Source organism: Nocardioides sp. Z35_8 (assembly GCF_059621125.1).
This window is the reverse complement of record NZ_JCAQIE010000001.1, coordinates 561157-582069: the sequence shown is the minus strand read 5'-3', so window position 1 is coordinate 582069 and position 20913 is coordinate 561157. Positions and strand designations below refer to the sequence as shown.

The 20913-nt window shown below is 74.7% G+C and carries 18 protein-coding genes; 14 read left to right on the top strand and 4 right to left on the bottom strand.

The window, feature by feature from the left end; all coding sequences use genetic code 11:
* Positions 1 to 106: 106 nt before the first annotated feature.
* From AC54T2_RS02785 to AC54T2_RS02770, 4 genes are all read left to right on the top strand, one after another.
* Positions 107 to 1423, top strand: coding sequence for a sensor histidine kinase (locus tag AC54T2_RS02785; RefSeq protein ID WP_496665463.1), 1317 nt, complete (start codon positions 107 to 109; stop codon positions 1421 to 1423).
* Positions 1396 to 2082: a response regulator gene (locus AC54T2_RS02780; protein ID WP_241005239.1), complete on the top strand. Its 687-nt coding sequence runs from the start codon at positions 1396 to 1398 to the stop codon at positions 2080 to 2082. The genes AC54T2_RS02785 and AC54T2_RS02780 overlap by 28 nt, the downstream gene beginning before the upstream one ends.
* 54 nt (positions 2083 to 2136) lie before the next feature.
* On the top strand, positions 2137 to 3366 hold the full coding sequence (locus AC54T2_RS02775) for a 4-alpha-glucanotransferase (protein WP_206054444.1): 1230 nt from the start codon (positions 2137 to 2139) through the stop codon (positions 3364 to 3366).
* Between the two features lie 85 nt (positions 3367 to 3451).
* Positions 3452 to 3703 (top strand): PspC domain-containing protein, encoded by a 252-nt coding sequence (locus AC54T2_RS02770; protein WP_489975351.1) that lies wholly within the window; start codon positions 3452 to 3454, stop codon positions 3701 to 3703.
* A 98-nt stretch (positions 3704 to 3801) separates the two neighbouring features.
* Here AC54T2_RS02770 and AC54T2_RS02765 read toward each other — a convergent pair whose 3' ends face one another.
* Positions 3802 to 4734, bottom strand: coding sequence for a hypothetical protein (locus AC54T2_RS02765; RefSeq protein ID WP_489975350.1), 933 nt, complete (start codon positions 4732 to 4734; stop codon positions 3802 to 3804).
* An 80-nt stretch (positions 4735 to 4814) separates the two neighbouring features.
* Between AC54T2_RS02765 and AC54T2_RS02760 the strand changes: the two genes are divergently transcribed.
* A complete protein-coding gene (locus tag AC54T2_RS02760) occupies positions 4815 to 5444 on the top strand; it encodes a maleylpyruvate isomerase family mycothiol-dependent enzyme (RefSeq protein WP_496665462.1) in 630 nt (209 codons plus the stop codon).
* Here AC54T2_RS02760 and AC54T2_RS02755 read toward each other — a convergent pair.
* Genes AC54T2_RS02755 through AC54T2_RS02745 form a run of 3 tightly spaced genes read right to left on the bottom strand, consistent with a single transcriptional unit; the run spans position 5434 to position 8863 of the window.
* Positions 5434 to 6918, bottom strand: a complete 1485-nt coding sequence (locus AC54T2_RS02755) for an MFS transporter (RefSeq protein ID WP_496665461.1) — start codon at positions 6916 to 6918, stop codon at positions 5434 to 5436. The genes AC54T2_RS02760 and AC54T2_RS02755 overlap by 11 nt on opposite strands.
* Entirely contained in the window at positions 6915 to 8249 is a 1335-nt protein-coding gene (locus AC54T2_RS02750) for a M20/M25/M40 family metallo-hydrolase (RefSeq protein ID WP_496665460.1), read from the bottom strand. The genes AC54T2_RS02755 and AC54T2_RS02750 overlap by 4 nt, the downstream gene beginning before the upstream one ends.
* Positions 8246 to 8863, bottom strand: coding sequence for a nitroreductase family protein (locus tag AC54T2_RS02745; protein ID WP_496665459.1), 618 nt, complete (start codon positions 8861 to 8863; stop codon positions 8246 to 8248). The genes AC54T2_RS02750 and AC54T2_RS02745 overlap by 4 nt, the downstream gene beginning before the upstream one ends.
* Before the next feature lie 118 nt (positions 8864 to 8981).
* On the opposite strand from AC54T2_RS02745, the gene AC54T2_RS02740 reads away from it, so the two are divergent.
* The 9 genes from AC54T2_RS02740 (at position 8982) to AC54T2_RS02700 (ending at position 20903) form a co-directional block, all read left to right on the top strand.
* Complete coding sequence (locus AC54T2_RS02740; protein WP_496665458.1) at positions 8982 to 10199, top strand: allantoate amidohydrolase; 1218 nt, start codon at positions 8982 to 8984, stop codon at positions 10197 to 10199.
* Entirely contained in the window at positions 10196 to 11509 is a 1314-nt protein-coding gene (locus AC54T2_RS02735) for a formimidoylglutamate deiminase (protein ID WP_496665457.1), read from the top strand. Before AC54T2_RS02740 ends, AC54T2_RS02735 begins: the two co-directional genes overlap by 4 nt.
* Positions 11506 to 12696, top strand: coding sequence for an imidazolonepropionase (gene hutI / locus AC54T2_RS02730; RefSeq protein ID WP_496665456.1), 1191 nt, complete (start codon positions 11506 to 11508; stop codon positions 12694 to 12696). The genes AC54T2_RS02735 and hutI overlap by 4 nt, the downstream gene beginning before the upstream one ends.
* 336 nt (positions 12697 to 13032) lie before the next feature.
* Positions 13033 to 15951: an ATP-binding protein gene (locus tag AC54T2_RS02725; protein ID WP_496665455.1), complete on the top strand. Its 2919-nt coding sequence runs from the start codon at positions 13033 to 13035 to the stop codon at positions 15949 to 15951.
* 99 nt (positions 15952 to 16050) lie between these two features.
* Entirely contained in the window at positions 16051 to 17130 is a 1080-nt protein-coding gene (locus AC54T2_RS02720; RefSeq protein ID WP_186339397.1) for a hypothetical protein, read from the top strand.
* Positions 17131 to 17236: 106 nt separating this feature from the next.
* Positions 17237 to 17494 (top strand): hypothetical protein, encoded by a 258-nt coding sequence (locus tag AC54T2_RS02715; protein WP_489975340.1) that lies wholly within the window; start codon positions 17237 to 17239, stop codon positions 17492 to 17494.
* 101 nt (positions 17495 to 17595) lie between these two features.
* Positions 17596 to 18612 carry a cupin domain-containing protein gene (locus AC54T2_RS02710; protein WP_496665454.1) on the top strand — a complete coding sequence of 339 codons (1017 nt, stop codon included), beginning with the start codon at positions 17596 to 17598 and terminating at the stop codon, positions 18610 to 18612.
* Complete coding sequence (locus tag AC54T2_RS02705; RefSeq protein WP_496665453.1) at positions 18609 to 19511, top strand: ferredoxin family protein; 903 nt, start codon at positions 18609 to 18611, stop codon at positions 19509 to 19511. The genes AC54T2_RS02710 and AC54T2_RS02705 overlap by 4 nt, the downstream gene beginning before the upstream one ends.
* A 96-nt stretch (positions 19512 to 19607) precedes the next feature.
* Positions 19608 to 20903 (top strand): MFS transporter, encoded by a 1296-nt coding sequence (locus AC54T2_RS02700; protein WP_489975337.1) that lies wholly within the window; start codon positions 19608 to 19610, stop codon positions 20901 to 20903.
* The last annotated feature ends 10 nt before the right edge of the window (positions 20904 to 20913 follow it).

Genomic DNA, 20913 nt, shown 5'->3' with positions numbered 1-20913 from the left:
ACGCGCCCAGTCAGCCGCCCAGTCACCTGCCAGGAGGACCCGCCATCGCCGCGCTCACCCCGGTGCCGCCGACGTCGCGGCGGACCGTGCCCGGCGCAGTGGTGCCATGAGCGGCCCGCCGAGCCCGCCCGTCGCCGATCGGCTGCGGGACTGGGCGCCGGACATCGCGATCGGCGCGGCCGTGCTGGTCCTCGGCCTGGTCGAGGCGACGACCGCCGAGCACCTCCTCTCCCCGCCCCAGTTCTCACCGCCCCGGAGGCTGCTCCTGATCGCCGTCGGCATGGCCGTCGCCGCGGGCCTGTGCCGGCGCGCGCCGGCGATCGCGTTGCTGCTGGTCTGGGGGCTCTGCGGTCTCCAGCTGCTCACCGGCACCGATGTGATGCTCGCCCAGCTCGCCATCGCGGTCGTGGCCTTCGGCACCGCGCGCTGGGGGTCGCTCCCGACGGTCTGGCTCAGCGCTCTCTCGATCCCCGCTGCAGGGCTGATCGTCTTCGTGCTGATCGCGGCACCCCAGCTCTCGGGACTGGTCGACCAGGTCGGCCTCGGGACGATCGTCTCGGAGGCCTACTCCTACGGCGACACCTGGCAGATCGGCGCGGCGGTGACCGGGATGTTGGTGCTCGGTGCCCCGTGGCTCGCCGGGCTGGCGCTGCGGTTCATGTCCCGGGCCAGGACGTCGGAGCTCTCGCAGGTCGCCGCCGAGGAGGACGCGGCCCGGGCGCACCGCGAGTCCGAGCAGGCCCGCGAGATCGCCCGGCTGCGCGAGGAGCAGGCCCGCCTGGCCCGCGACGTGCACGACGTGGTGGGCCACTCGCTCGCGGTGATCCTCGCCCAGGCCGAGTCGGCGCAGTACCTCGAGGACGCCGACACCGAGCGGCTGAAGCAGACGATGGCGACCATCGCCACGTCGGCGCGCACGTCGCTGCAGGACGTGAGGGAGGTGCTGACCACCACCCAGGGTGCCACCGCGCCGACGGGCAGCGCGAGCCTCGACAGCCTGGTCGACAACGTCCGTTCCAGCGGGCACGAGGTCGTCTCGAGCGTCGTCGGCCGACCGCAGCCGCTGCCGCCCGAGCTCGAGACCGTCGCCTACCGCGTCCTGCAGGAGATGCTGACCAACGCGATCAGGCACGGCCGCCGCGACAGCCCGGTGACGGTGGAGCGGCACTGGGAGGGCGAGCTGCGTCTCGAGGTCCGCAACGTCGTGGACCCCGCCGCCTCCGACGCCACCCAGCCGATCCGCACCGCGGCCCCGGACGCCCCGCCCGTCGCGGTCCCGGGTCAGGCGGCCGGCCAGGGCGTCGACGGCATGCGGCGCCGGCTGGAGGCGGTCGGCGGCCGGCTCGACGTACGCCGACGCGACGAGGCGGGCGGGCAGACGTTCACCGCGACGGCGTGGCTGCCCGTGCGGGTCACGACGTGATCCGGGTCGTGCTGGTCGACGACCAGGAGCTCTTCCGCGAGGGCGTGCGCACGATCATCGACGCCCAGGACGGCATGGAGGTCGTCGGCGTCGCCGGCGACGGCTTCGAGGCCGTCGCGGTCTGCGACGAGCTCCAGCCCGACGTGGTGCTGATGGACATCCGGATGCCGGAGATGGACGGCGTCGAGGCGACCCGCCAGCTGTGCGCGCCCGACCGGGTGTCGCGGCGCGAGCGCCCGCTGCGGGTGGTGGTGCTGACGACCTTCAACCTCGACGACCGCGCGGCGACGGCGATCCGCTACGGCGCCAGCGGCTTCCTGCTCAAGGACACGACCCCGCTGATGCTGCGCGACGCGATCCGCACGGTCCACGCCGGCAACGCGGTGCTCGCACCCGCCGACCTGTCCCTGCTCCTGCAGGGTCAGTTCGTCGCCCGGGCGCCGGCGCCGGCGGCCTACCTCGCCCTGACCGGGAAGGAGCGCGAGGTCTTCGCGGCCGTGGCACGTGGCTTGTCCAACACCGAGATCGCCGCGGAGATCTTCGCCTCGGAGTCGACGGTCAAGACCCACGTCGGCTCGGTGCTGCGCAAGCTGGCGCTGCGCGACCGGGTGCAGATCGTGGTGTTCGCGCACGAGCACGGCCTGGTCGGCCAGCGCTGACACCGGCCCGGGGGCCTCCTCGTCCCGGGTCGGCTGCGTGGCAGGCTGTCGCCCATGGCGATCCCGGTACTGCCCGACCGTGCCGCAGGAGTGCAGCTCCACGTGACCTCGCTGCCCGGCGGTCGGCTCGGCGAGCCGGCCCGCGACTTCGTGCGGTGGCTGGCCGCCGCCGGCCAGTCGGTGTGGCAGGTCCTGCCCCTCACCGTCCCCGACGCGCACGGGTCTCCGTACGCCTCCCCGTCCGCGTTCGCCACCTGGCCCGGGCTGCTCGAGCACCCGGACGCGCCGGTCGGCGACGACGAGGTGCAGGAGTTCGCCGAGGAGAACGCCTACTGGGCGGGGTCGTGGACGGCATACGGCGGCGACCTCGCCGACCAGGTGCGCTTCGACCGCGAGTGGCGGGCGCTGCGCTCGTTCGCCGCCGACCACGGGGTCCGGGTGCTGGGCGACGTCCCGATCTACGTCGCCGCCGGCAGCGCGGACGTGGCGACGTGGCCCGAGCTGTTCCGCCACGACGCCGTCGCCGGCGTACCGCCCGACGCGTTCACCGACACCGGCCAGCTGTGGGGCAACCCGCTCTACGACTGGACGGCGATGGCGGCCGACGGCTACCGATGGTGGGTGGAGCGGCTGCGCCGGAGCCTCGCGCTCCACGACCTCGTCCGGGTCGACCACTTCCGTGCCTTCGCGGCCTTCTGGGCCGTGCCGGCGGACCACGAGACGGCGGAGCACGGCAGCTGGCAGCCGGGCCCGGGACGGGCGGTCTTCGACGCCGCGTCCGCCGAGCTCGGGCCGCTGCCCGTCGTCGCCGAGGACCTCGGGGTCATCGACGCCCCCGTCGAGGCGCTCCGCGATGCGCTGGGCTTCCCGGGGATGGCGGTCCTGCAGTTCGGCTTCGACCCCGACAGCGACGACGGCACCCACGAGCCCCACAACCTGCGCCCCGACCAGGTCGTCTACACCGGCACCCACGACAACGACACCGTGGTGGGCTGGTGGGACACCCTGCCGGAACGCCGGCGGCACAAGGTCGAGCGTGCCTGGGCCGCGGCCGGCATCGACGACCCGGACCCCGCGTGGGCGATGATCCGCCTCGCCCACCACGCCCCCTGCGCGCTCGCCATGGTGCAGGCCCAGGACGTGCTGTCGCTGGGCGGCGAGGCCCGGATGAACACCCCCGGATCCGTGGCCACCTGGTCGTGGCGCCTCGAGCCCGGCATGCTCACCGACGACCTCGCCCGGCGCCTGCGCGAGGTGAGCGAGGAGTCCGGCCGCGTCCACTGAGTCCGGTCGCCGCTGCGGGCGACCCGGGGTCGGACAAGGGTCGATCCCTATGGTGTCGCGCGCCCCGGCGGCCCATGCTGGAGGCATGGAAAAGATCCGCGCCTCCCTCGCCCGCCAGGGCCTCGTCCGCTCGGCCGACCGCGGCATCCTGGGCGGTGTGTGCGCCGGGGTCGGTCGCCGATTCGGTCTGACGCCCTGGATCACGCGGCTGCTGTTCCTGGTGACGCTCGTGGTCATCCCGGGCAGCCAGTTCCTGGTCTATCCGCTGCTGTGGTTCCTCATGCCGAGCGAGGACAGCGTCGTCGCCGCGAAGAACCCCCCGCACCTCCCGCGCTGACCGTGGTCCGAGGCATCGCTGCCGACTGGCTCGATGTCCCGCAGCACAGCACCCGGCGGTTCGCCGCCGCGCGCGGGACGCCCTGGCGCCTGAGGCACCTACTGGAACGAGACGAACCGGACGTCGGGCAGCGCCCGACGCACCTGCTGGGGCCGCATCCGCGGTGAGTCCTCGTCGTAGAACAGCTTGAAGCCCATCGTGAACTTCCGCGGCACCGCGACGTTGTCGTACGTCACCAGCTTGTCCGCCGGGCTGCCGAAGCCGTCGACGTGCTGGACCATCGCCAGCCCCTCGCGGTGCCGGACCTTGCGGACGTCGGGGACCATCCCGGTCGTGAACTGGTGGATGACGAAGAGCTTCTCCGGCAGCGCGTTGTCGCGGGTCAGCCGCGACAGCCAGCCGGCGGTGCGGTTGATCTCGCGGGCGCCGACGGAGCCGATCTGCTGCCCGGGGAACTGATCGGGGCCGACCCGCCACTCGGGGTCGAGCGCCAGCCCGACCCACGGGTCCTTCAGCGCCCACTCCCACCGCTTGGCCGCGGTCAGGAAGTCGGTGCGACCGGGCTGGAGGTCGAGCAGCAGCAGCGCGCCGTTGCGATGGGCGGCGTCGATGTAGGACTGCACGTGACTGTGCAGGACGTCGTGGGCGTGGTCGCCGTCGGTGCCGGGGTGGTCGGCGCCGTCCGCGACCGTGACGATGAGCTCGTAGACCGGCAGCAGCCGCTCGCCGCGCTGCAGGAACGGCTTCCCCGCACGGGTAATCCTGCGGAACGCCTGGTCCGGACCCGACTCGCCCAGCACGCCCAGCGCCCCGGTCGCGGCCGTGCCGTAGTAGGCGGTGAGGAAGCGCTTCTTGGCGAAGATCGTCGTCCCGCCGCCGGGGAGGCGAGTGGTCGTGCGCGCATCGGTCGCAGCGGCCGTCGTGGACGCCGCCGGATCGTGCGTCGCCGCGGCGGGCGTGCCGCCCAGGAGCGGAAGGGTGAGCAGTGCCGTCGTGAGCGCGACCAGCCGCGCCCGAGTCCCCCGATTCATAAAGCAGGACCCTAGTGGCACGCAGCCTCGCGGGCCCTCCGCCGCGCTGCGGTGTCGGCGCGGCCTGACAGGCTGACCGCATGAGCGACGTGTGGGAGCTGGTGCGCCGTGAGCGCGAGGCGCTGATCGACGACCTGGCCGGACTGTCCGACGAGCAGTGGGAGACGCCGTCGCTGTGTGGCGGCTGGACGGTGCACGACGTCGCCGCCCACCTCGTCGACAACGCCCGGACCACCCGCGTCGGGATCGTGGTCGCGATGGTGCGGGCGCGCTTCGACTTCGACCGGCAGAACGACCAGGGCGTCGCGCGCGTGAAGGGGGCGACCCCCGCCGAGACGCTCCAGCGGCTGCGCGAGGTCGTCGGACGCACGTCGACGCCACCGGCCCCGCTCGACAGCCGCCTCGTCGAGGAGGTCGCGCACGGTGAGGACGTGCGGCGCCCGCTCGGCCTCACCCGCGCCTACCCCGAGGAGTCGGTGGTCCGGGCGCTGGCCCACCAGCTGAGGACGTCGGTGGGGCTCGGCGGTGGCAAGCAGCGGGCGGCCGATCTCCGGCTCGTCGCGAGCGACGCCGACTGGTCGCACGGCGAGGGCCCGGAGGTCCGTGGGCCGCTGGTGTCGCTGCTCCTGGCCGTCTCCGGGCGGGAGCAGGCGCTGGCCGACCTGACCGGCCCCGGCGTCGCCCGGCTCGGCAGCGCCCTCAGCGGGTGATCGGCGGCGCGGGGGCGTCGCCGAAGGCGTGCCTCGGGGCCGCCAGCAGGGCGAGCGCCGCCACGAACGCCGCACCGGCGCACACCGCCCACACGGTGAGATAGCCGCCGAACGGCGCCACCTGCTCGGAGGTCGCGTCGAGCGAGCCGGTCGCGGTCAGCGCGATCGCGAAGATCGCCGAGGCGATGGCGCCGCCGACGGTCTTGGTGCCGTTGGTCATGCCGGTCGCGATCCCGGTGCGCTCGGGCGGCGCGGCGGCGGCCGCCGCGGCCGGCAGCGCCGCGACCAGCGCCCCCGACCCGAGACCGGCGACGCCCATGTTGAGGAGCGCCTGCCACGTCTCGTCGTGGAAGGGCAGCCACAGCAGGTAGCCGACGCCCACGAGCAGGCAGGCGACCACGAGCGCGCGGCGCACGCCGCCGAGCAGTCGGGTGGTCAGCGGCAGCGTGAAGGCGCCGACCGCGAGCGTGACGACGTAGAGGCCGATGAGGGTGGAGACGAACGCCGGGTCGGCGCCGAGCCCGTAGCCACGCTCGACGGGGTCGGCCTGGGCGTAGGTCGACAGCGGGATCTGGCCGCCGAGCACCGGGATGCCGAACAGGAAGGCCGTCAGCTGCACGGGCCACTGGGCAGGGCTCGACAGCAGGCGCACGTCGACGATCGGCTCGGGGTGGCGCTGCTCGAAGCGCCAGAACGCGGCGAAGAGCAGCAGCGACAGCACGATCGTCGACCACCCGAGCAGCGACCCGGCGCCGTCGAGGCGCAGCCACACCAGGCCGCCCATCAGGACGCCGAGCGAGACCGTGACCAGCCCCAGGCCGGTCCAGTCGAGCCCGCCACCGGTGTCGTCGCCCGGCACCTGCTCGATGCCGACGAGGATCACGAAGAAGACCGCGGTGACCACGACGGCGGGCAGGGCGAGCAGGACGTTCATGTCGAGGGTGTCGACGAGCAGGCCGCTGCTCAGCGCGCCCACGATCACTGCCAGCTCGAGCGAGCCGACCAGGACGGCGGCGCCGCGGCGCGTCAGCAGCTCCTGGCGGCCGGAGTCGCGCGTGCGCCGGTGGATGATCGCGATCTCCAGCGGCAGCCAGACGACGTACGCACCCTGGACGGCCCAGCCGAGCAGGAAGCTGCCGAAGCCCGGGGCGAACGCCAGCCACCACGACCCGATCGCGGTCGCGGCGGTCGAGATGAGGAGCACCCGCTTGTGGCCGACGAGGTCGCCGAGCCGCGCGAGGAGCGGGATGCAGAGGGCGCTGACGATGAGCTGCGCCGCCTCGAACCAGTTGATGTCCCCCTCGCTGATGGAGAGGTGGTCGGCGATCTGCGGGTAGATGGGCGTGTAGTAGCCCTGCAGGATGCCGCTGGCGACCTCGACCAGCACCAGGAAGCCGACGACGCTGACCAGACCCTTGACCGCCGAGTGCGCGGCCGGGGCCTGGATCGGGCCGGGCGGGATCTCGGTGCTCATGCCGGAAGCTTCTCGACCAGCAGCCGGTACCAGCGGACGCCGTCGACGAGGTCGGCGACGCCGAGGTGCTCGTCGTAGGAGTGGATGGCCGCGCGCTGCGCCTTGGACATCCGGAACGGGGCGAAGCGGTAGACGCGGTCGCTGATCGCGGTGAAGTGTCGCGAGTCGGTGGCCGCCATCATCACGTAGGGCGTCGCGACCGCGTCGGGGAACACCTCGCCGATGCAGTCCTCGATGAGCTCGAAGGCCTCGTCCATCGGGGACACCGGCGACGGCTCGCCGGTCTCGACCACGTCGATGCGGATCGCGTCGTCGTCGATCACGCGGCGCACGTGCTCCACGACGCCCGCGACGGTGTCGCCGACCATGACCCGGATGTTGAGCCCGGCGCGGGCCGTCGAGGCGATGACGTTGAGGGCGGGGGAGCCGCTCAGGGTCGTGGTGGCGACGGTCGTGCGGGTCATCGCCGCGGCCTCCGGACCGGCGGCGACGAGCGCCCGGGTGATCACCGGCGCGAGCCGGTCGGCGCGGCCCAGCAGGGGACGCAGCGGCAGCGGGACGTGGGGTGCCAGGCGGCGCGCCAGCTCCAGCGTCGGGGCGGGCGCGGACGCCGGGAACGGGGACTTCTCGAGCCGCAGGATCGCCCGGGCGATGCGGGCGGTCGGGCCGTTGCGCGCCGGGGTCGAGGCGTGGCCGCCACGCCCCTCGGCCACCAGCTCGAGCGAGGTGGTGCCCTTCTCGGTCACGCCGATGACGCCCAGGGGCGCCTTCACGCCGGGGAAGGCGCCGCCCGCGATCGCCCCGCCCTCGTCGAGGACGAGCCACGGCGTCACGCCGCGCGTCCGCAGCACCTCGACGGCGTCGGCGGCCGCGGTGCCGCTGACCTCCTCGTCGCAGCCGAACGACAGCCACACGTCCTGGGCCGGCACGTGGTCGGCCTCGAGCAGCTGCTCGACGGCCTCGCAGACCGCCGCGACGCAGCCCTTGTCGTCGAGCGTGCCGCGCCCCCAGATCGCCGGTCCCGCGGGGGAGTCGTGGATCTCGCCGCCGAACGGGTCGTGCTGCCACGGGGCCTCCGCATCGACCGGCACGACGTCGAGGTGGGCCATCAGCACGACCGGGCGCTCCGCGCTCGCCCCGGCCCAGTGGAACAGCAGGCCGTGGGAGGCCACGCGGGTGAGGGACAGCCGATCGTGCAGCAGCGGGAACCGGGTGGCCAGCTCGGCGAGCAGCCGGTCGAAGGCGTCGGCGTCGACGCGCGCGGGGTCGCGGTCGGAGACGGTCGGGATGCGGACGAGCGCCTGCAGGGCGGCGACGACGCGGTCGGTCATGGGGTGACCGTAGTGCCCCATCGCCCGCGGTGGACCAGATCGCCCAGCCGCTCGCGACGCGCCGGCGACCCGGGCGCTCCCGCGTCGTCGTCCGCCCGGTGGCCGACGGTGATCGCGCCGACCGGTGCGTGGTCGTCGGGGATGCCGAACGCGTCGCGGAACGACGCCAGGTGCTCGCCGGGGATGCCGAAGAAGCAGGCGCCGAGACCCTCGTCGACCGCCGTCTGCAGCACCAGCAGAGACGCCATGCCCGCGTCGACCCACCAGTAGGGGACGGGCCAGCGCCCCTCGTCACGATCGGTCCACCCCTTGTCGGGCTGGGCGTAGCGGTCGAGGTAGGCGGCCTTGCTGGTCAGCGGCACGATGACGACCGGAGCGGTGCGCATCCCGTCGAGCCAGGGGTTGTGGTCGTCCGGGTCGGCCCCCGTCGCCGCCCAGAACAGGGCCACGTCCTCGGGGTTGTCGAGCACCAGGAACGCCCAGCCCTGGGTGAACCCGGCGTTGGGTGCGCGCTGGGCGTGCTCGAGCATCCGCTCGACGGCCGCCGGGTCGACGGGGCGCTCGGCGTAGCGGCGCACCATGCGCCGGCGGCGGACGACGTCGCGGAACTCCATGGGGGCAGGCTCTCACCCGCAGCGGTGGAGCGCTCCGCCCGCCGCTGCGTCTGGGATCCGAGACGAATCGCCGACGTCGTGCGTTGACCGCGTCCGGCGATCCCGGTGGACTGCTCGCATGGCAGCACCGTCGGACTTCGAGCAGATGTGGCGCGACCTCGCACCGGTCGGGCGCAGCGCGTCGTCGGGCGGCTACTTCCGTCAGCCCTGGACCTCCGCCGAGTCGGAGCTGCGGGCCTGGTTCGCCGAGGCGTGCGCCGCGCGCGGCCTCGCCGTCGAGACCGACGGCGTGGGCAACCAGGTCGCCTGGTGGGAGCCCGCCAGTGCGTCGACCGCGAGCGGCGTGCTGACCGGCTCCCACCTCGACTCGGTCCTCGACGGCGGGGCGTACGACGGCCCGCTGGGCGTGGTCTCGGCGCTGGCGGCCGTCGACGTGCTCCGCGAGCGCGGCTTCGTGCCGGAGCGGCCGCTCGGCCTCGGCGTGTTCGTCGAGGAGGAGGGCTCGCGCTTCGGCCGCGCCTGTCTCGGCTCCCGCCTGGTCACCGGGGCGACGACCTGGGACGAGGCGCGCGAGCTGCGCGACCGCGACGGGGTGCTGCTCGCCGACGCCGTCGCCGACGCCGGGCTGGACCCGTCGCAGGGGCTGCTGTCGCTTGACCGCGTGGGCACCTTCGTCGAGCTCCACGTCGAGCAGGGCCGTGACCTCGTCCACCGCGACGTCGCGGTCGGGCTGGCCAGCGAGATCTGGCCGCACGGGCGGTGGCGCTTCGACTTCGCCGGGCAGGCCAACCACGCCGGCACCACGCGGATGGAGGACCGCCACGACCCGATGCTGACCTACGCGATGACGGCGCTGGCCGCCAACAAGCAGGCCCGCCTCGCCGGGCAGCGGGCCACCTTCGGTCGCCTCGCGGTCGAGCCCAACGGCACCAACGCGATCCCCTCGCTGGTGACCGCCTGGCTCGACGCCCGCGCCTCGTCGGACGACGCGCTCGCCGAGCTGGTGGACGCCATCGGGCGGCAGGCGCACGACCGGGCCGACCGCGACGGCACGTCGCTGGACGTCACCGCCGAGTCGGTCTCCGGCGCCGTCGCCTTCGACCCCGACCTCGCCGCGCGCCTCACCGACCTCGGCGACTGGCCCGTCATCTCGACCCAGGCCGGCCACGACGCGGGGACCCTGTCCGACGCGGGCATCCCCACGGCCATGGTCTTCGTCCGCAACCCCACCGGGGTCTCGCACTCGCCCGACGAGCGCGCCGAGACCGCCGACTGCCTGGCCGGGGTCGAGGCGCTCGCCGACGTGCTGGCCGAGCTCACCGGGGCCCCCGCGTGACGGCCTACCTCCTCGAGCGCGCCTGGGTGGGCGACCGCTTCCTCGACGACGTGCTCGTCGAGGTCGAGGACGGCCGCTTCACCTCCGTGACCCCGGACGCCGACCCCCGCCGCGCCGTCCCCGTGCGGGGCCTCGTGGTGCCCGGCCTCGCCAACACCCACAGCCACGCGTTCCACCGGGCCCTGCGGGGGCGCACGCAGCGCGAGCGCGGCACGTTCTGGACCTGGCGCGACCAGATGTACGCCGTCGCCGCGCGGCTCGACCCCGACACCTACCTCGCCCTCGCCCGGGCGACGTTCCGCGAGATGGCCGCGGCGGGCATCACCTGCGTCGGGGAGTTCCACTACGTGCACCACCGACCCGACGGCGCCCGCTACGCCGACCCCAACGAGATGGGCCGGGCGCTGGTCGAGGCGGCGCGACAGGCGGGCGTGCGCATCACCCTGCTCGACACCCTCTACCTGTCGGCCGGCTTCGGTGCCGCACCACAGGGCGCCCAGCTGCGCTACAGCGACGACTCGGCCCGGGCGTGGGCCGAGCGGGTCGACGCGCTCGACGTCGACCCCCACGCCCGGGTCGGCGCCGCCGTCCACTCGGTGCGCGCCGTGCCCGACCACGCGCTCGGCACGGTCGCCGACTGGGTCGGCGGGCGGCCGTTCCACGTCCACCTGTCCGAGCAGGTCGCCGAGAACCAGGCCTGCCTGGAGGCCTACGGGCTCACCCCCGCACGCCTGCTCGACGAGCACGGGCTGCTGCGGCCCACCACGAGCGTCGTCCACGCCACCCACCTCACCGACGACGACGTCGCGCTGATCGGTCGCGCGGGGGCGTACGCCGCCTTCTGCCCGACCACCGAGCGCGACCTCGGCGACGGCATCGGCCCGTCGCGGCGCCTGCACGACGCGGGCGCCCGGCTGACCCTCGGCTCGGACAGCCACGCGGTGATCGACCTCTTCGAGGAGATGCGCGCCGTCGAGCTCGACGAGCGGCTCGCCACCCTGCGGCGCGGCCACTGGAGCGCCGACGAGCTGCTCGACGCCGCGACGGTGACCGGCCACGCGTCGCTCGGCTGGTCCGACGCCGGCGCGATCGCCGTGGGGCAGCGCGCCGACCTCGTCGTCGTCGACCCGGCCAGCCCGCGCACCGCCGGCGCCGGCCGCGACGAGGGCGCGGTCGTGTTCGCGGCGTCCGCCGAGGACGTGCAGCGCGTCATGGCCGACGGCCGGTGGATCGTCGAGGAAGGTGAGCGCTACGACATCGGCCTCGAGCTCGAGGCCGCCGTCGCCCGCATCTGGGGGGAGGACCGATGACGACCGGACCGCTCGCGAGCGTGATCACCGGGATCGGCGAGCTCGTCACCAACGACCCGGCCCGCGCCGCGCAGGGCGGCCTGCTCGGCCTCGTCCGCGACGCCGCCGTCGTGATCGAGGGCAGCCGGGTCGCCTGGGTCGGCCCCGCCGTCGAGGCGCCCGCCGCCGACGTGCGCGTCGACGCCGGCGGCCGCGCGGTCATCCCCGGCTTCGTCGACTCCCACAGCCACCTCGTCTTCGCCGGCGACCGCTCCGCCGACTTCGAGGCCCGGATGACCGGGGAGCCCTACGCGGCCGGCGGCATCCGCGCCACGGTCGCGAGGACCCGTGCCGCCACGGACGACCAGCTCACCTCGCACGTCGCCCGGCTCGTCGCCGAGATGCGCGCCCAGGGCACCACCTCCGTCGAGATCAAGAGCGGCTACGGGTTGTCGGTGCACGACGAGGCACGCAGTCTCGCGGTGGCCCGCCAGTTCACCGACGAGACCACGTTCCTCGGTGCCCACGTCGTCCCCGACGGCACCACCCCGGAGGACTACGTCGACCTCGTGACGGGCCCCATGCTCGCGGCGGCGGCACCGCACGCCCGGTGGATCGACGTGTTCTGCGAGGACGGCGCCTTCGACGTCGACCAGGCACGCGCCATCCTCACGGCGGGGTCCGACAGCGGCCTGCGCGGCCGGCTCCACGCCAACCAGCTGACCTACGGCGGGGGCGTCCGGCTGGCCTGCGAGCTGGGCCTGGCCGCCGTCGACCACTGCACCTTCCTGTCCGACGCCGACGTGTCCGCGCTCGCGGGGTCGGGCACCATCGCCACGCTGCTGCCCGGCGTGGAGTTCTCCACCCGGCAGCCCTATCCCGACGCCCGGCGCCTGCTCGACGCCGGCGTCCGCGTCGCGCTGGCCAGCGACTGCAACCCCGGGTCGTGCTTCACCTCCTCGATGGCGCTCTGCGTCGCGCTCGCCGTCCGGGAGATGCGGATGACCCCCGCGGAGGCGCTCCACGCCGCCACCGCCATGGGGGCCGCCGCCCTCGACCGCGACGACATCGGCGTGCTCGCCCCCGGCAGGGCCGCCGACCTGGTCCTGCTCGACGCGCCCTCCCACGTCCACCTGGCCTACCGCCCCGGCGTCCCGCTCGTCGCCGGGGTCTGGCAGGCCGGCCGCCCGGTGGTCGTCCCGCGGTAGGCCGGTGGCCCACCGGCTACCTCGGGCGGGCGTCGTACGCGCCGGGCGGGGCATCTGAGGTAGCCGGCCGGCCGCGGATAGGGCACGCACCCGATGCCGGGTGCTACCTCACGGGCGCAACCTCGACACATCGATCCAGACGGGATCGGGAGACGAGGAGAAGGACATGTTCGCCACCGACAGCTTCCTGAGCGCCGAGATCAACTACCGACACGACAGGATCCGCAAGGACTACGGCCGGCGCCGCTGGACCCGCGTCCGCGCCGACGACACCGGGAAGTGACCCGCACCGCGATCGACCCGCGAGTGTCGGACGGGCACGACACAATGGCGTCCGTGCCGGCCCTGCGGACCACCGATCTCATCGGACGCGATGCCGAGCTGGAGCAGCTGACCGCCCAGCTCGGCATCCGCGCGTCCGGGACCGGCCAGACGGTCCGGTCGATGCTCGTCGCCGGCGACGCGGGTGTGGGCAAGACCCGACTGCTGATGGCGCTGCGCGACGCCGCCCTCGACGCCGACTGGCAGGTCGTCGCCGGACACTGCCTCGACCTCGCCGACAGCTCCCTGCCCTACCTCCCCTTCTCCGAGATCCTCGGCGGGCTCGTCGCCGACCACCCCGACGTCACCGGCCGCGTCCTCGAGGCCCACCCCACCCTCGCCCGCCTCCAGCCCGGCCGGCGCATCCGCAGCGGCGAGAGCGCCTCGGGCGACCAGGCCCTCGACCGCGGCAACGTCTACGACGCGTTCGGCCACCTCCTCGCCGCCGCCGCCGAGCACGCCCCGGTCCTGGTGATCGTCGAGGACGCCCACTGGGCCGACGAGTCCACGCGCGACATGCTCAGCTATCTCTTCTCCCGCCCCGTCCCGGGCGTCGCCCTGGTCGTGTCCTACCGTGCCGACGACCTGCACCGCCGCCACCCGCTGCGTCGCCAGGTGGCGGAGTGGATGCGCCTGCGTGGCGTCGACCGCCTCCAGCTCGAGCCGCTCGCCGCCGACGCCGTACGCCTCCTCGTCCGCGCGCTGCACCCCTCGACGCTGTCTGAGGCGGAGTACACCTCCATCGTCGACCGCGCCGAGGGCAACCCGTTCTTCATCGAGGAGCTCGTCGACGCCGCGTGGTCCGGGCAGGTGCCCGGCGAGCTCGCCGACGTGCTGCTCGTCCACCTCGACCGCCTCGACGAGACGACGCGCCAGGTCGTGCGCATCGTGTCGGTCGCCGGCCGCCAGGTCAGCCACGGCCTGCTCGCCGCCGTCTCCGACCTCGACGCCGCCGCGCTCGAGGCCGCGCTGCGCGCCGCCGTCGACGCCCACGTGCTGATCGCCTCCCGCGGCGACACCTACGCCTTCCGCCACGCGCTGCTCGGCGAGGCCGTCTACGACGACCTGCTGCCGGGCGAGCGCATGCGGCTGCACGCCGACTTCGTCGCCGCCCTCGGCGAGGGCCGCGCGGTCGGCACGGCGGCCGAGCTCGCGCAGCACGCCCGCCGGGCCCACGACGTTCCCGTCGCCGTCCGCGCCTCGATCGAGGCGGGCGAGGAGGCGCTGGCCGTCGGCGGTCCGGCCGAGGCGGCCACCCACTTCCTCGACGCGCTCGAGCTCGTCGACACCTCCCGCGAGCCGGTGCCCGGGATCGACGACTTCGCCCTCGCCCGCCGCTGCGCCGAGGCGCTGATCGCCTCGGGCCGGGTCGCCAAAGCCGTCAAGGTGCTGCGCGCCCGGCTGGCCGCCCTGCCCGCCGAGGGCGCCGACGTCGACCGCGGCCAGCTGCTGACGGCGCTGGCCTCCGCGCTGCTGCTCACCGACAGCCCCGAGTCGCCCAGCGAGACCGCCGCCGAGGCCGTCGAGCTGCTGCGCACGGGGCCGCCCAAGCTGCTGGCCCGGGCCCTGCTGGTGCACGCCCAGACCCTGGTCGGCTGGCACGACGACCAGGCGCGGGCGGTCGCGCTGCCGGCCCTCGAGCTCGCCGAGCGCCACGACCTCGCCAGCCTGGCCGTCGAGCTCCACGCCACCGTCGCCGGCCTCGACCCCGAGGGTGGGTCCAGTGCGGTCGTCGGGTGGCGGGCGGCGGCCGACCGGGCGCGTCGTGCCGGCCTGATCGAGCCGGAGCTGCGGGCGCTCTACCTGCTCGGGCGCGCGCACCACGACGGCGGCGACCTCGCCGCGGCGGTCGAGGTCTATCGCGAGGTGATCGCCCGCAGCGAGGTCGGCGGTCTGACCTGGTCGCCCTACCCCGCCGAGGCGCGGCTGCTGCTCGCCGTCGTGCTCACCCACCAGGGCCTGCTCGACGAGGCGTGGGAGCTCCTCGACGTGAGCGGGCAGAGCCCGCCCATGGTCTCGGAGTGGGCCTACTTCGCGCACCAGATGTTCATCGTCATCGGCCTGCGTGGCAGATCCAAGGCCCAGGCGTTGGAGCGGCTGCGCGAGCACTGGACCACCGACGGGCTGACCGCGATCTCGTCGGCCGCGGCCGAGATCCTGCGCGCCGCCGCCGCCGGCGACGGGGCGCTCGCACTGTCGGTCTACGACGACGTCGTCACCGCGGTCGTGCCGCTGTGGCACGAGTGGTTCCAGGCCCGGCTGCGGCTCGCGACGCTGGCGCTCACCGCGTTCGCGGCCGCCGCCCATCGCCAGTCGGCCGACGAGCGCGAGTGCGCCGCGCGCGACGTCGAGCGGCTGGCGGCCGACGGCGGCCGGGTGATCGACTTCTACGCCCCCTACGACGACAGCCAGGGCCCCGAATACCGGATGTGGGTCGCGCGCCGCACCGCCGAGCACCTGCGGTGGCGCTGGCTGGCCCAGGTCGGCCCGCCATCGGCCGACGAGCTCGTGTCGGCCTGGCGCACGGCCGAGGAGGCCGCCGTGGCCTACGGCAGCGTCCCCGAGCTCGCCCAGACCCGGGTCCGGCTGGCCGGGGTGCTGCGCGCGGCCGGCGACGCCGACGGCGCCCGGCAGGTCGCCGACCTGGCGCGCGAGGTGGCCCGGGCGATCGGCGCCCAGCCGATGCTCGACGAGCTCACCGCGCAGGGCTCCACCGCCACCCCGGCCACCTCCGAGCACGCGGCGAGCCTGACGCCGCGGGAGGCGGAGGTCCTCGCCCTCGTCGCGGAGGGCAGGTCCAACGGCGAGATCGGCAAGCAGCTCTTCATCAGCACCAAGACCGTCTCGGTCCACGTCTCCCACATCCTTGCCAAGCTCGACGCCGCCTCGCGCACCGAGGCCGCGGCCGTCGCCCGGCGCCGGGGGTTGCTGTGACCCGACCGCGTGCCGGGCGTTTGCCCTCCGGCTCCGCCGGGTAGGCAGGGGGGACCCCGGCATCCCACCCGACACCCCACCCGACACGGAGCGAAACACATGCGAGCAGGTCGACGTCTCACCACCGCACTGGCAGCGGCGGGGGTGGTCCTGTCCACGGCGTTCGTCGCCGGTCCCGTCGCGGCCGCCCCCGACGCCGAGCGCCGCACTCCTCCCGACGTGGCGCTGACGACCCGCGACGTGCAGCCACTGCCCCCGCCGGCGCCGCTCGTGGTGGAGGCACCCGGCTCGGCACGCACGTCCTCCGCCCGCGCCGCGCGCAGGCCGCTCTTCGCCTTCTGGGGCAAGAAGTACAACCGCATCGACGGCTTCGGCTTCAGCACCGCCATCCGCGGCTCCGGCACCGGCGTCCAGGTCCAGGCGGCGTGGAAGACCTACCGGGGCGTCAAGCCCATCAAGCCCAAGAAGGTCTTCGTGCAGGCGCGGGTCGACGGAGGCAAGTGGCGCAAGGTCAGCGGGGCCCGCGGCAAGATCGGCCGCCAGCTCGTCACCGCCCGGATCCCGGCCCACGTGGTGCCCGCCGGTGTCCCCGCGCAGCAGGTCGACTACCGCCTCAAGACCAAGAAGATCACCAAGGGCCCGCGGCGCGCGCGCCGCAGCGTGGCCTCCAAGCCGGTGAGCGTCAGGTTCGAGAACCAGGCGATGTACACCGGTGACCAGGCGCGCTTCTACGCGCCCATCGCCTCGCTGTGCCCCAACGCCAACATCACGATCGACACCACCGGTATCACCGGGGACCGCACCGGCGTCTTCAGCTGGCAGCACGGCATCACCATGGACGCCGCCACTCTCGCGACGCTCACGGCCGAGCCGGAGATCAGCAAGCTCGGGATCGCGATCCACGAGTGCGCGCACATGAAGCAGTTCTACAACTGGGGCGGGACCCGGGAGGGCTGGGACGAGCTCGTGGCCCGCTCCGCCGAGGTGTTCGTCCCCGACGTCAACCCCGACCCCGCGGTGCCGACCGTCCCGATGGCACCCGACTGGGCGCCGCTCGAGCACGCCGCCGACTGCGCCAAGGAGCTCATCTCGCCCGAGCGCTACCGCACCTACGGCGGCTACTGCAACCCCACCGAGTACGCCGCGGCGGGCCTGCTCTGGCAGGACCAGCGCTACTGAGGACGAGACCCCGTCCACCGGGGTGTGGAACGGGAGGGACACCGAGCGCCAGACTCGACACAGACCCGGGACGGACCGACCGTCACGGTGCGACTGGGAGGAACCCATGACGACTCCTGACAACCCCCTCGGCGACGACGAGATGAGCACCGAGGGCGTCGACCCCACCGGCGTCGCGGCCGGTCCCGGGACGGATGCCGACGGCACCGACGCCGACGGCACCGACGGTGACTCGACCGATGCGACCGACGGCGACTCGACCGACGCCGACGGCGCGGACGCCGACGGCACCGACGGTGACTCGACCGATGCCACCGACGGCGACTCGACCGACGCCGACGGCACCGACGGGACCGCGCTCTGAGCGCTCTCGACCGCCTCACGGGCGACGCCCAGACCTTCCTCGACAAGGTCTGGGCGTCGTCCGTCCACGTCCACCGCACCGATCCGGCCTACGGCGCCGAGGTGCTCTCGCTCGCCGACGTCGACCATCTCCTGACCCAGACCGCGATCCGCACGCCGGCCGTGCGGGTCGCCCGCAACGGGTCGGTGCTGCCGGAGTCGTCCTTCACCCGCGGCGGCAGCCTCGCCGGCAGGCCGCTGACCGGGCTGGTCGACCCGGAGAAGTTGATGCGCCTGCACGACGAGGGCGCGACGATCGTGCTGCAGGGCCTCCAGCGCTACTGCTCGCCCGTCGGCGACCTCGTCGCCGAGCTCGAGCTCGAGCTCGGCCACCCCTGCCAGGCCAACGCCTACCTCACCCCGCCCGGGGCGCAGGGCTTCGCGGTCCACTCCGACTCCCACGACGTGTTCGTGGTGCAGACCCACGGCACGAAGAGGTGGGAGGTGCACGGCGAGGGCGGGCCCGGCGACCTGCTGCTCGAGCCGGGGGTGGTGGCCTACCTCCCGACCGGCACCCCCCACGCCGCGCGTGCGCAGGAGTCCGTCTCGCTCCACCTGACCATCGGCATCAACCAGCTGACCTGGCGGGCCCTCCTCGCCCGTGAGGTCGAGGGGCTGCTCGCCGACGTGCCCGACGACCACCTGCCCGCCGGCTACCTCAGCGACCCGGCCCGCCTGGCCGCGGGACTGTCGGGCCACCTCACGACCCTCGCCGACGCCGTCCGCCGGCTCGACCCCGCGGCGCTCGCCGCCGGACAGGCAGAGCGGTTCGTCAGCCACCGCGCGCCGCGCCTGGCGGGTGCCCTGCTCGACCGCGCGTCGCTGGCCACGATCGACGCTGACACCCGCCTGCGCCGCCGGCGCGGACATCCCTGCGTGCTGGTCGACGACGGTGGCACGGTCCGGGTGCTGATCGGCGACCGCGTCGTCCGGGTGCCGGCGCGGGTCCGTCCGGCCTTGGAGCACGTCGCCGCCCACGCGGAGCTGACGCCGGGCGACCTCGCCCCGCTCGACGCCGAGAGCGCGCTGGTGCTGTGCCGCCGGCTGGTCCGGGAAGGGCTGCTCGAGGTCGTGCGGTGACCGCCTTCCGGTGCGCCCCGGCCAGCCGCGAGCGCGGCGACCAGCTCGCCGGCACCGCCTCCACCGTGCGCAGCTTCCTGCTGGTCGAGCACCCCGGGCCGTGGGGCGCGGACGCGCTGCGCGACGCTCGGCTCCCCGACGGCGTCGGCGCCCACCTGCGGGAGCAGTCCCGGCGCCACCGCGTACGCGTGCTCCTGGTCCGCCGTCCCGGCCGCAGCGCCCCCGGCGGTCCGACCCGCGTCGTCGCCGCACGCGTCGCCGGCCCGGGCTCCTGGGCCGAGGCGGTCGACCTCGACCGCGTGCAGGACGTGCGCGACCTCGACCTGGCCGCCCTCGGCCGTGGGCAGAGCCTCGGCCTCCCACCCGAGCCGGCCCCGGTGCTCGCGGTCTGCACCCACGGACGCCACGACGCATGCTGCGCCGAGCGCGGCCGACCGGTCGCGCGGGCGCTCGCCGACGGCCCGCACGCCGACGCCGTGTGGGAGGTGTCCCACGTCGGGGGCGACCGGTTCGCCGGCAACCTCGTCGTGCTGCCGCGCGGGCTCTACTACGGCGACCTCGATGCCGGGTCCGCGCAGCGCGTCGCCGCTGCCACGGCGGCGGGCGAGGTGCTGCTCGAGCACCTCCGCGGCCGGTCCGACCTGCCGATGGCGGTCCAGGCGGCCGACGTGGCGCTGCGCCACGAGCACGGCCTCGTCGGCCTCGACGACGTGCGCCCGGGCGCCGTCCGCGTGGACGGCGACCTGACCACCGCCCGGTTCGAGGTGCGCGGGCACGAGCCGGTCGACGTCGTCGTGCGCCGGGTGCCGGGGGAGACGACCCACCGGCTCACCTGCTCGGCCCGCCGCGAGAGCGCCGTGCCGCGCCACGAGGTGGTCGAGGTCCGCGCCGTCTCCTGACGGACCCGCGCGGGCACGAGGCCGGACACGAGGCCGGGCACGTCGTGCGCAATGTCGGGTGCGCCGGCGCGCCGCGATCGGGGAGACTGGTCCCTCGTGACCTGGACCGACCGGCTCCGCTCGATGCGGATGGACGTGACCCCGCTGCGCGAGTCGCGCGACTTCCGGCTGCTGTTCACCGCCGGCAGCGTCTTCTACCTCGGGAGCATGGTCGCCTACGTCGCCGTGCCGTTCGCGATCTACGACCTCACCGGGTCCAACCTCCTCGTCGGCCTCGTGGGCCTGGTCGAGCTCGGGCCGCTGATCGTGTTCGGGCTCTACGGCGGCGCGCTGGCCGACCACGTCGACCGGCGCCGGCTGCTCGTGGTGACCGGGGTCGTCCAGGTCGTCCTGATGGGCGTGTTCGCCTGGAACGCGTTCTCCGCGCACCCCAGGGTCTGGCTGATCTTCGTCGTCGCCGCCCTCTACGCGGCCGCGAGCTCGGTGCAGCGCCCGTCGCGGGAGGCGCTCGAGCCGCGCACCGTGCGGCACGACCAGATCGCCGCCGCCAACGCGCTCAGCAGCTTCGCGATGCAGCTCGGCGTCCTGCTCGGACCGCTCATCGGCGGCCTGCTGATGGCCTACGTCGGCGTCGGCTGGTGCTTCGTGGCGGGCATGGCGGGCTACGCGGTCGCCACGGTGCTGTTCACGGCCATGCGGCCCTACCCGCACGCCGGCGAGACCACGCCGCCGAGCCTGCGCGGCGTCCACGAGGGCCTCACCTATGCGCTGCGCCGCCGCGACCTCCTCGGCACCTACGTCGTCGACATCGCCGCGATGATGCTGGCGATCCCGGTGGTGCTGTTCCCCGCCCTGGCGCACGAGGTGTTCGACCGGCCCGAGCTGCTGGGCCTGCTCTACTCGGCCGAGACCGTCGGAGCCCTGGTCGCCACCGCGCTCAGCGGATGGATCGGGCGGGTGCACCACCACGGCCGCGCGATCGTCATCGCCGCCAGCCTCTACGGCGGCTGCATCGCGCTCGCCGGGCTGATGCCGTCGTTCTGGCTGGCGTGCCTGTTCCTGGCGCTGGCCGGGGCGGCCGACATGGTCTCGGCGGTCTTCCGGTCGACGGTGTGGAACCAGACGATCCCCGACACCATGCGCGGGCGCCTCGCCGGCATCGAGATGCTGTCCTACTCGGTCGGTCCGATGGTCGGCGAGACGCGCGCCGGCTTCGTGGCGGACGCCTGGTCGGTGCGCGGGGCGATCGTGAGCGGCGGCGTGGCGTGCGTCGGCGGGGTCGTTCTGACCGCGGTGGCGCTGCGCGACTTCTGGTCCTACGACTCGCGCACCGACGAGCACGCCGTCGCCGAGCGCGAGCGCCGCGCGACGGACTCGGCGCAGCCGGACTAGCGGGCAGCCG

Coding starts and splice junctions, on each gene's coding strand:
- AC54T2_RS02760 (WP_496665462.1), top strand. CDS start 4,815: ATGAGCGACGTGTGGGAGCTGGTGCGCCGTGAGCGCGAGGCGCTGATC.
- AC54T2_RS02765 (WP_489975350.1), bottom strand. CDS start 4,734: ATGAATCGGGGGACTCGGGCGCGGCTGGTCGCGCTCACGACGGCACTG.
- AC54T2_RS02715 (WP_489975340.1), top strand. CDS start 17,237: ATGACGACTCCTGACAACCCCCTCGGCGACGACGAGATGAGCACCGAG.
- hutI (WP_496665456.1), top strand. CDS start 11,506: ATGACGACCGGACCGCTCGCGAGCGTGATCACCGGGATCGGCGAGCTC.
- AC54T2_RS02720 (WP_186339397.1), top strand. CDS start 16,051: ATGCGAGCAGGTCGACGTCTCACCACCGCACTGGCAGCGGCGGGGGTG.
- AC54T2_RS02775 (WP_206054444.1), top strand. CDS start 2,137: ATGGCGATCCCGGTACTGCCCGACCGTGCCGCAGGAGTGCAGCTCCAC.
- AC54T2_RS02770 (WP_489975351.1), top strand. CDS start 3,452: ATGGAAAAGATCCGCGCCTCCCTCGCCCGCCAGGGCCTCGTCCGCTCG.
- AC54T2_RS02755 (WP_496665461.1), bottom strand. CDS start 6,918: ATGAGCACCGAGATCCCGCCCGGCCCGATCCAGGCCCCGGCCGCGCAC.
- AC54T2_RS02745 (WP_496665459.1), bottom strand. CDS start 8,863: ATGGAGTTCCGCGACGTCGTCCGCCGCCGGCGCATGGTGCGCCGCTAC.
- AC54T2_RS02785 (WP_496665463.1), top strand. CDS start 107: ATGAGCGGCCCGCCGAGCCCGCCCGTCGCCGATCGGCTGCGGGACTGG.
- AC54T2_RS02750 (WP_496665460.1), bottom strand. CDS start 8,249: ATGACCGACCGCGTCGTCGCCGCCCTGCAGGCGCTCGTCCGCATCCCG.
- AC54T2_RS02740 (WP_496665458.1), top strand. CDS start 8,982: ATGGCAGCACCGTCGGACTTCGAGCAGATGTGGCGCGACCTCGCACCG.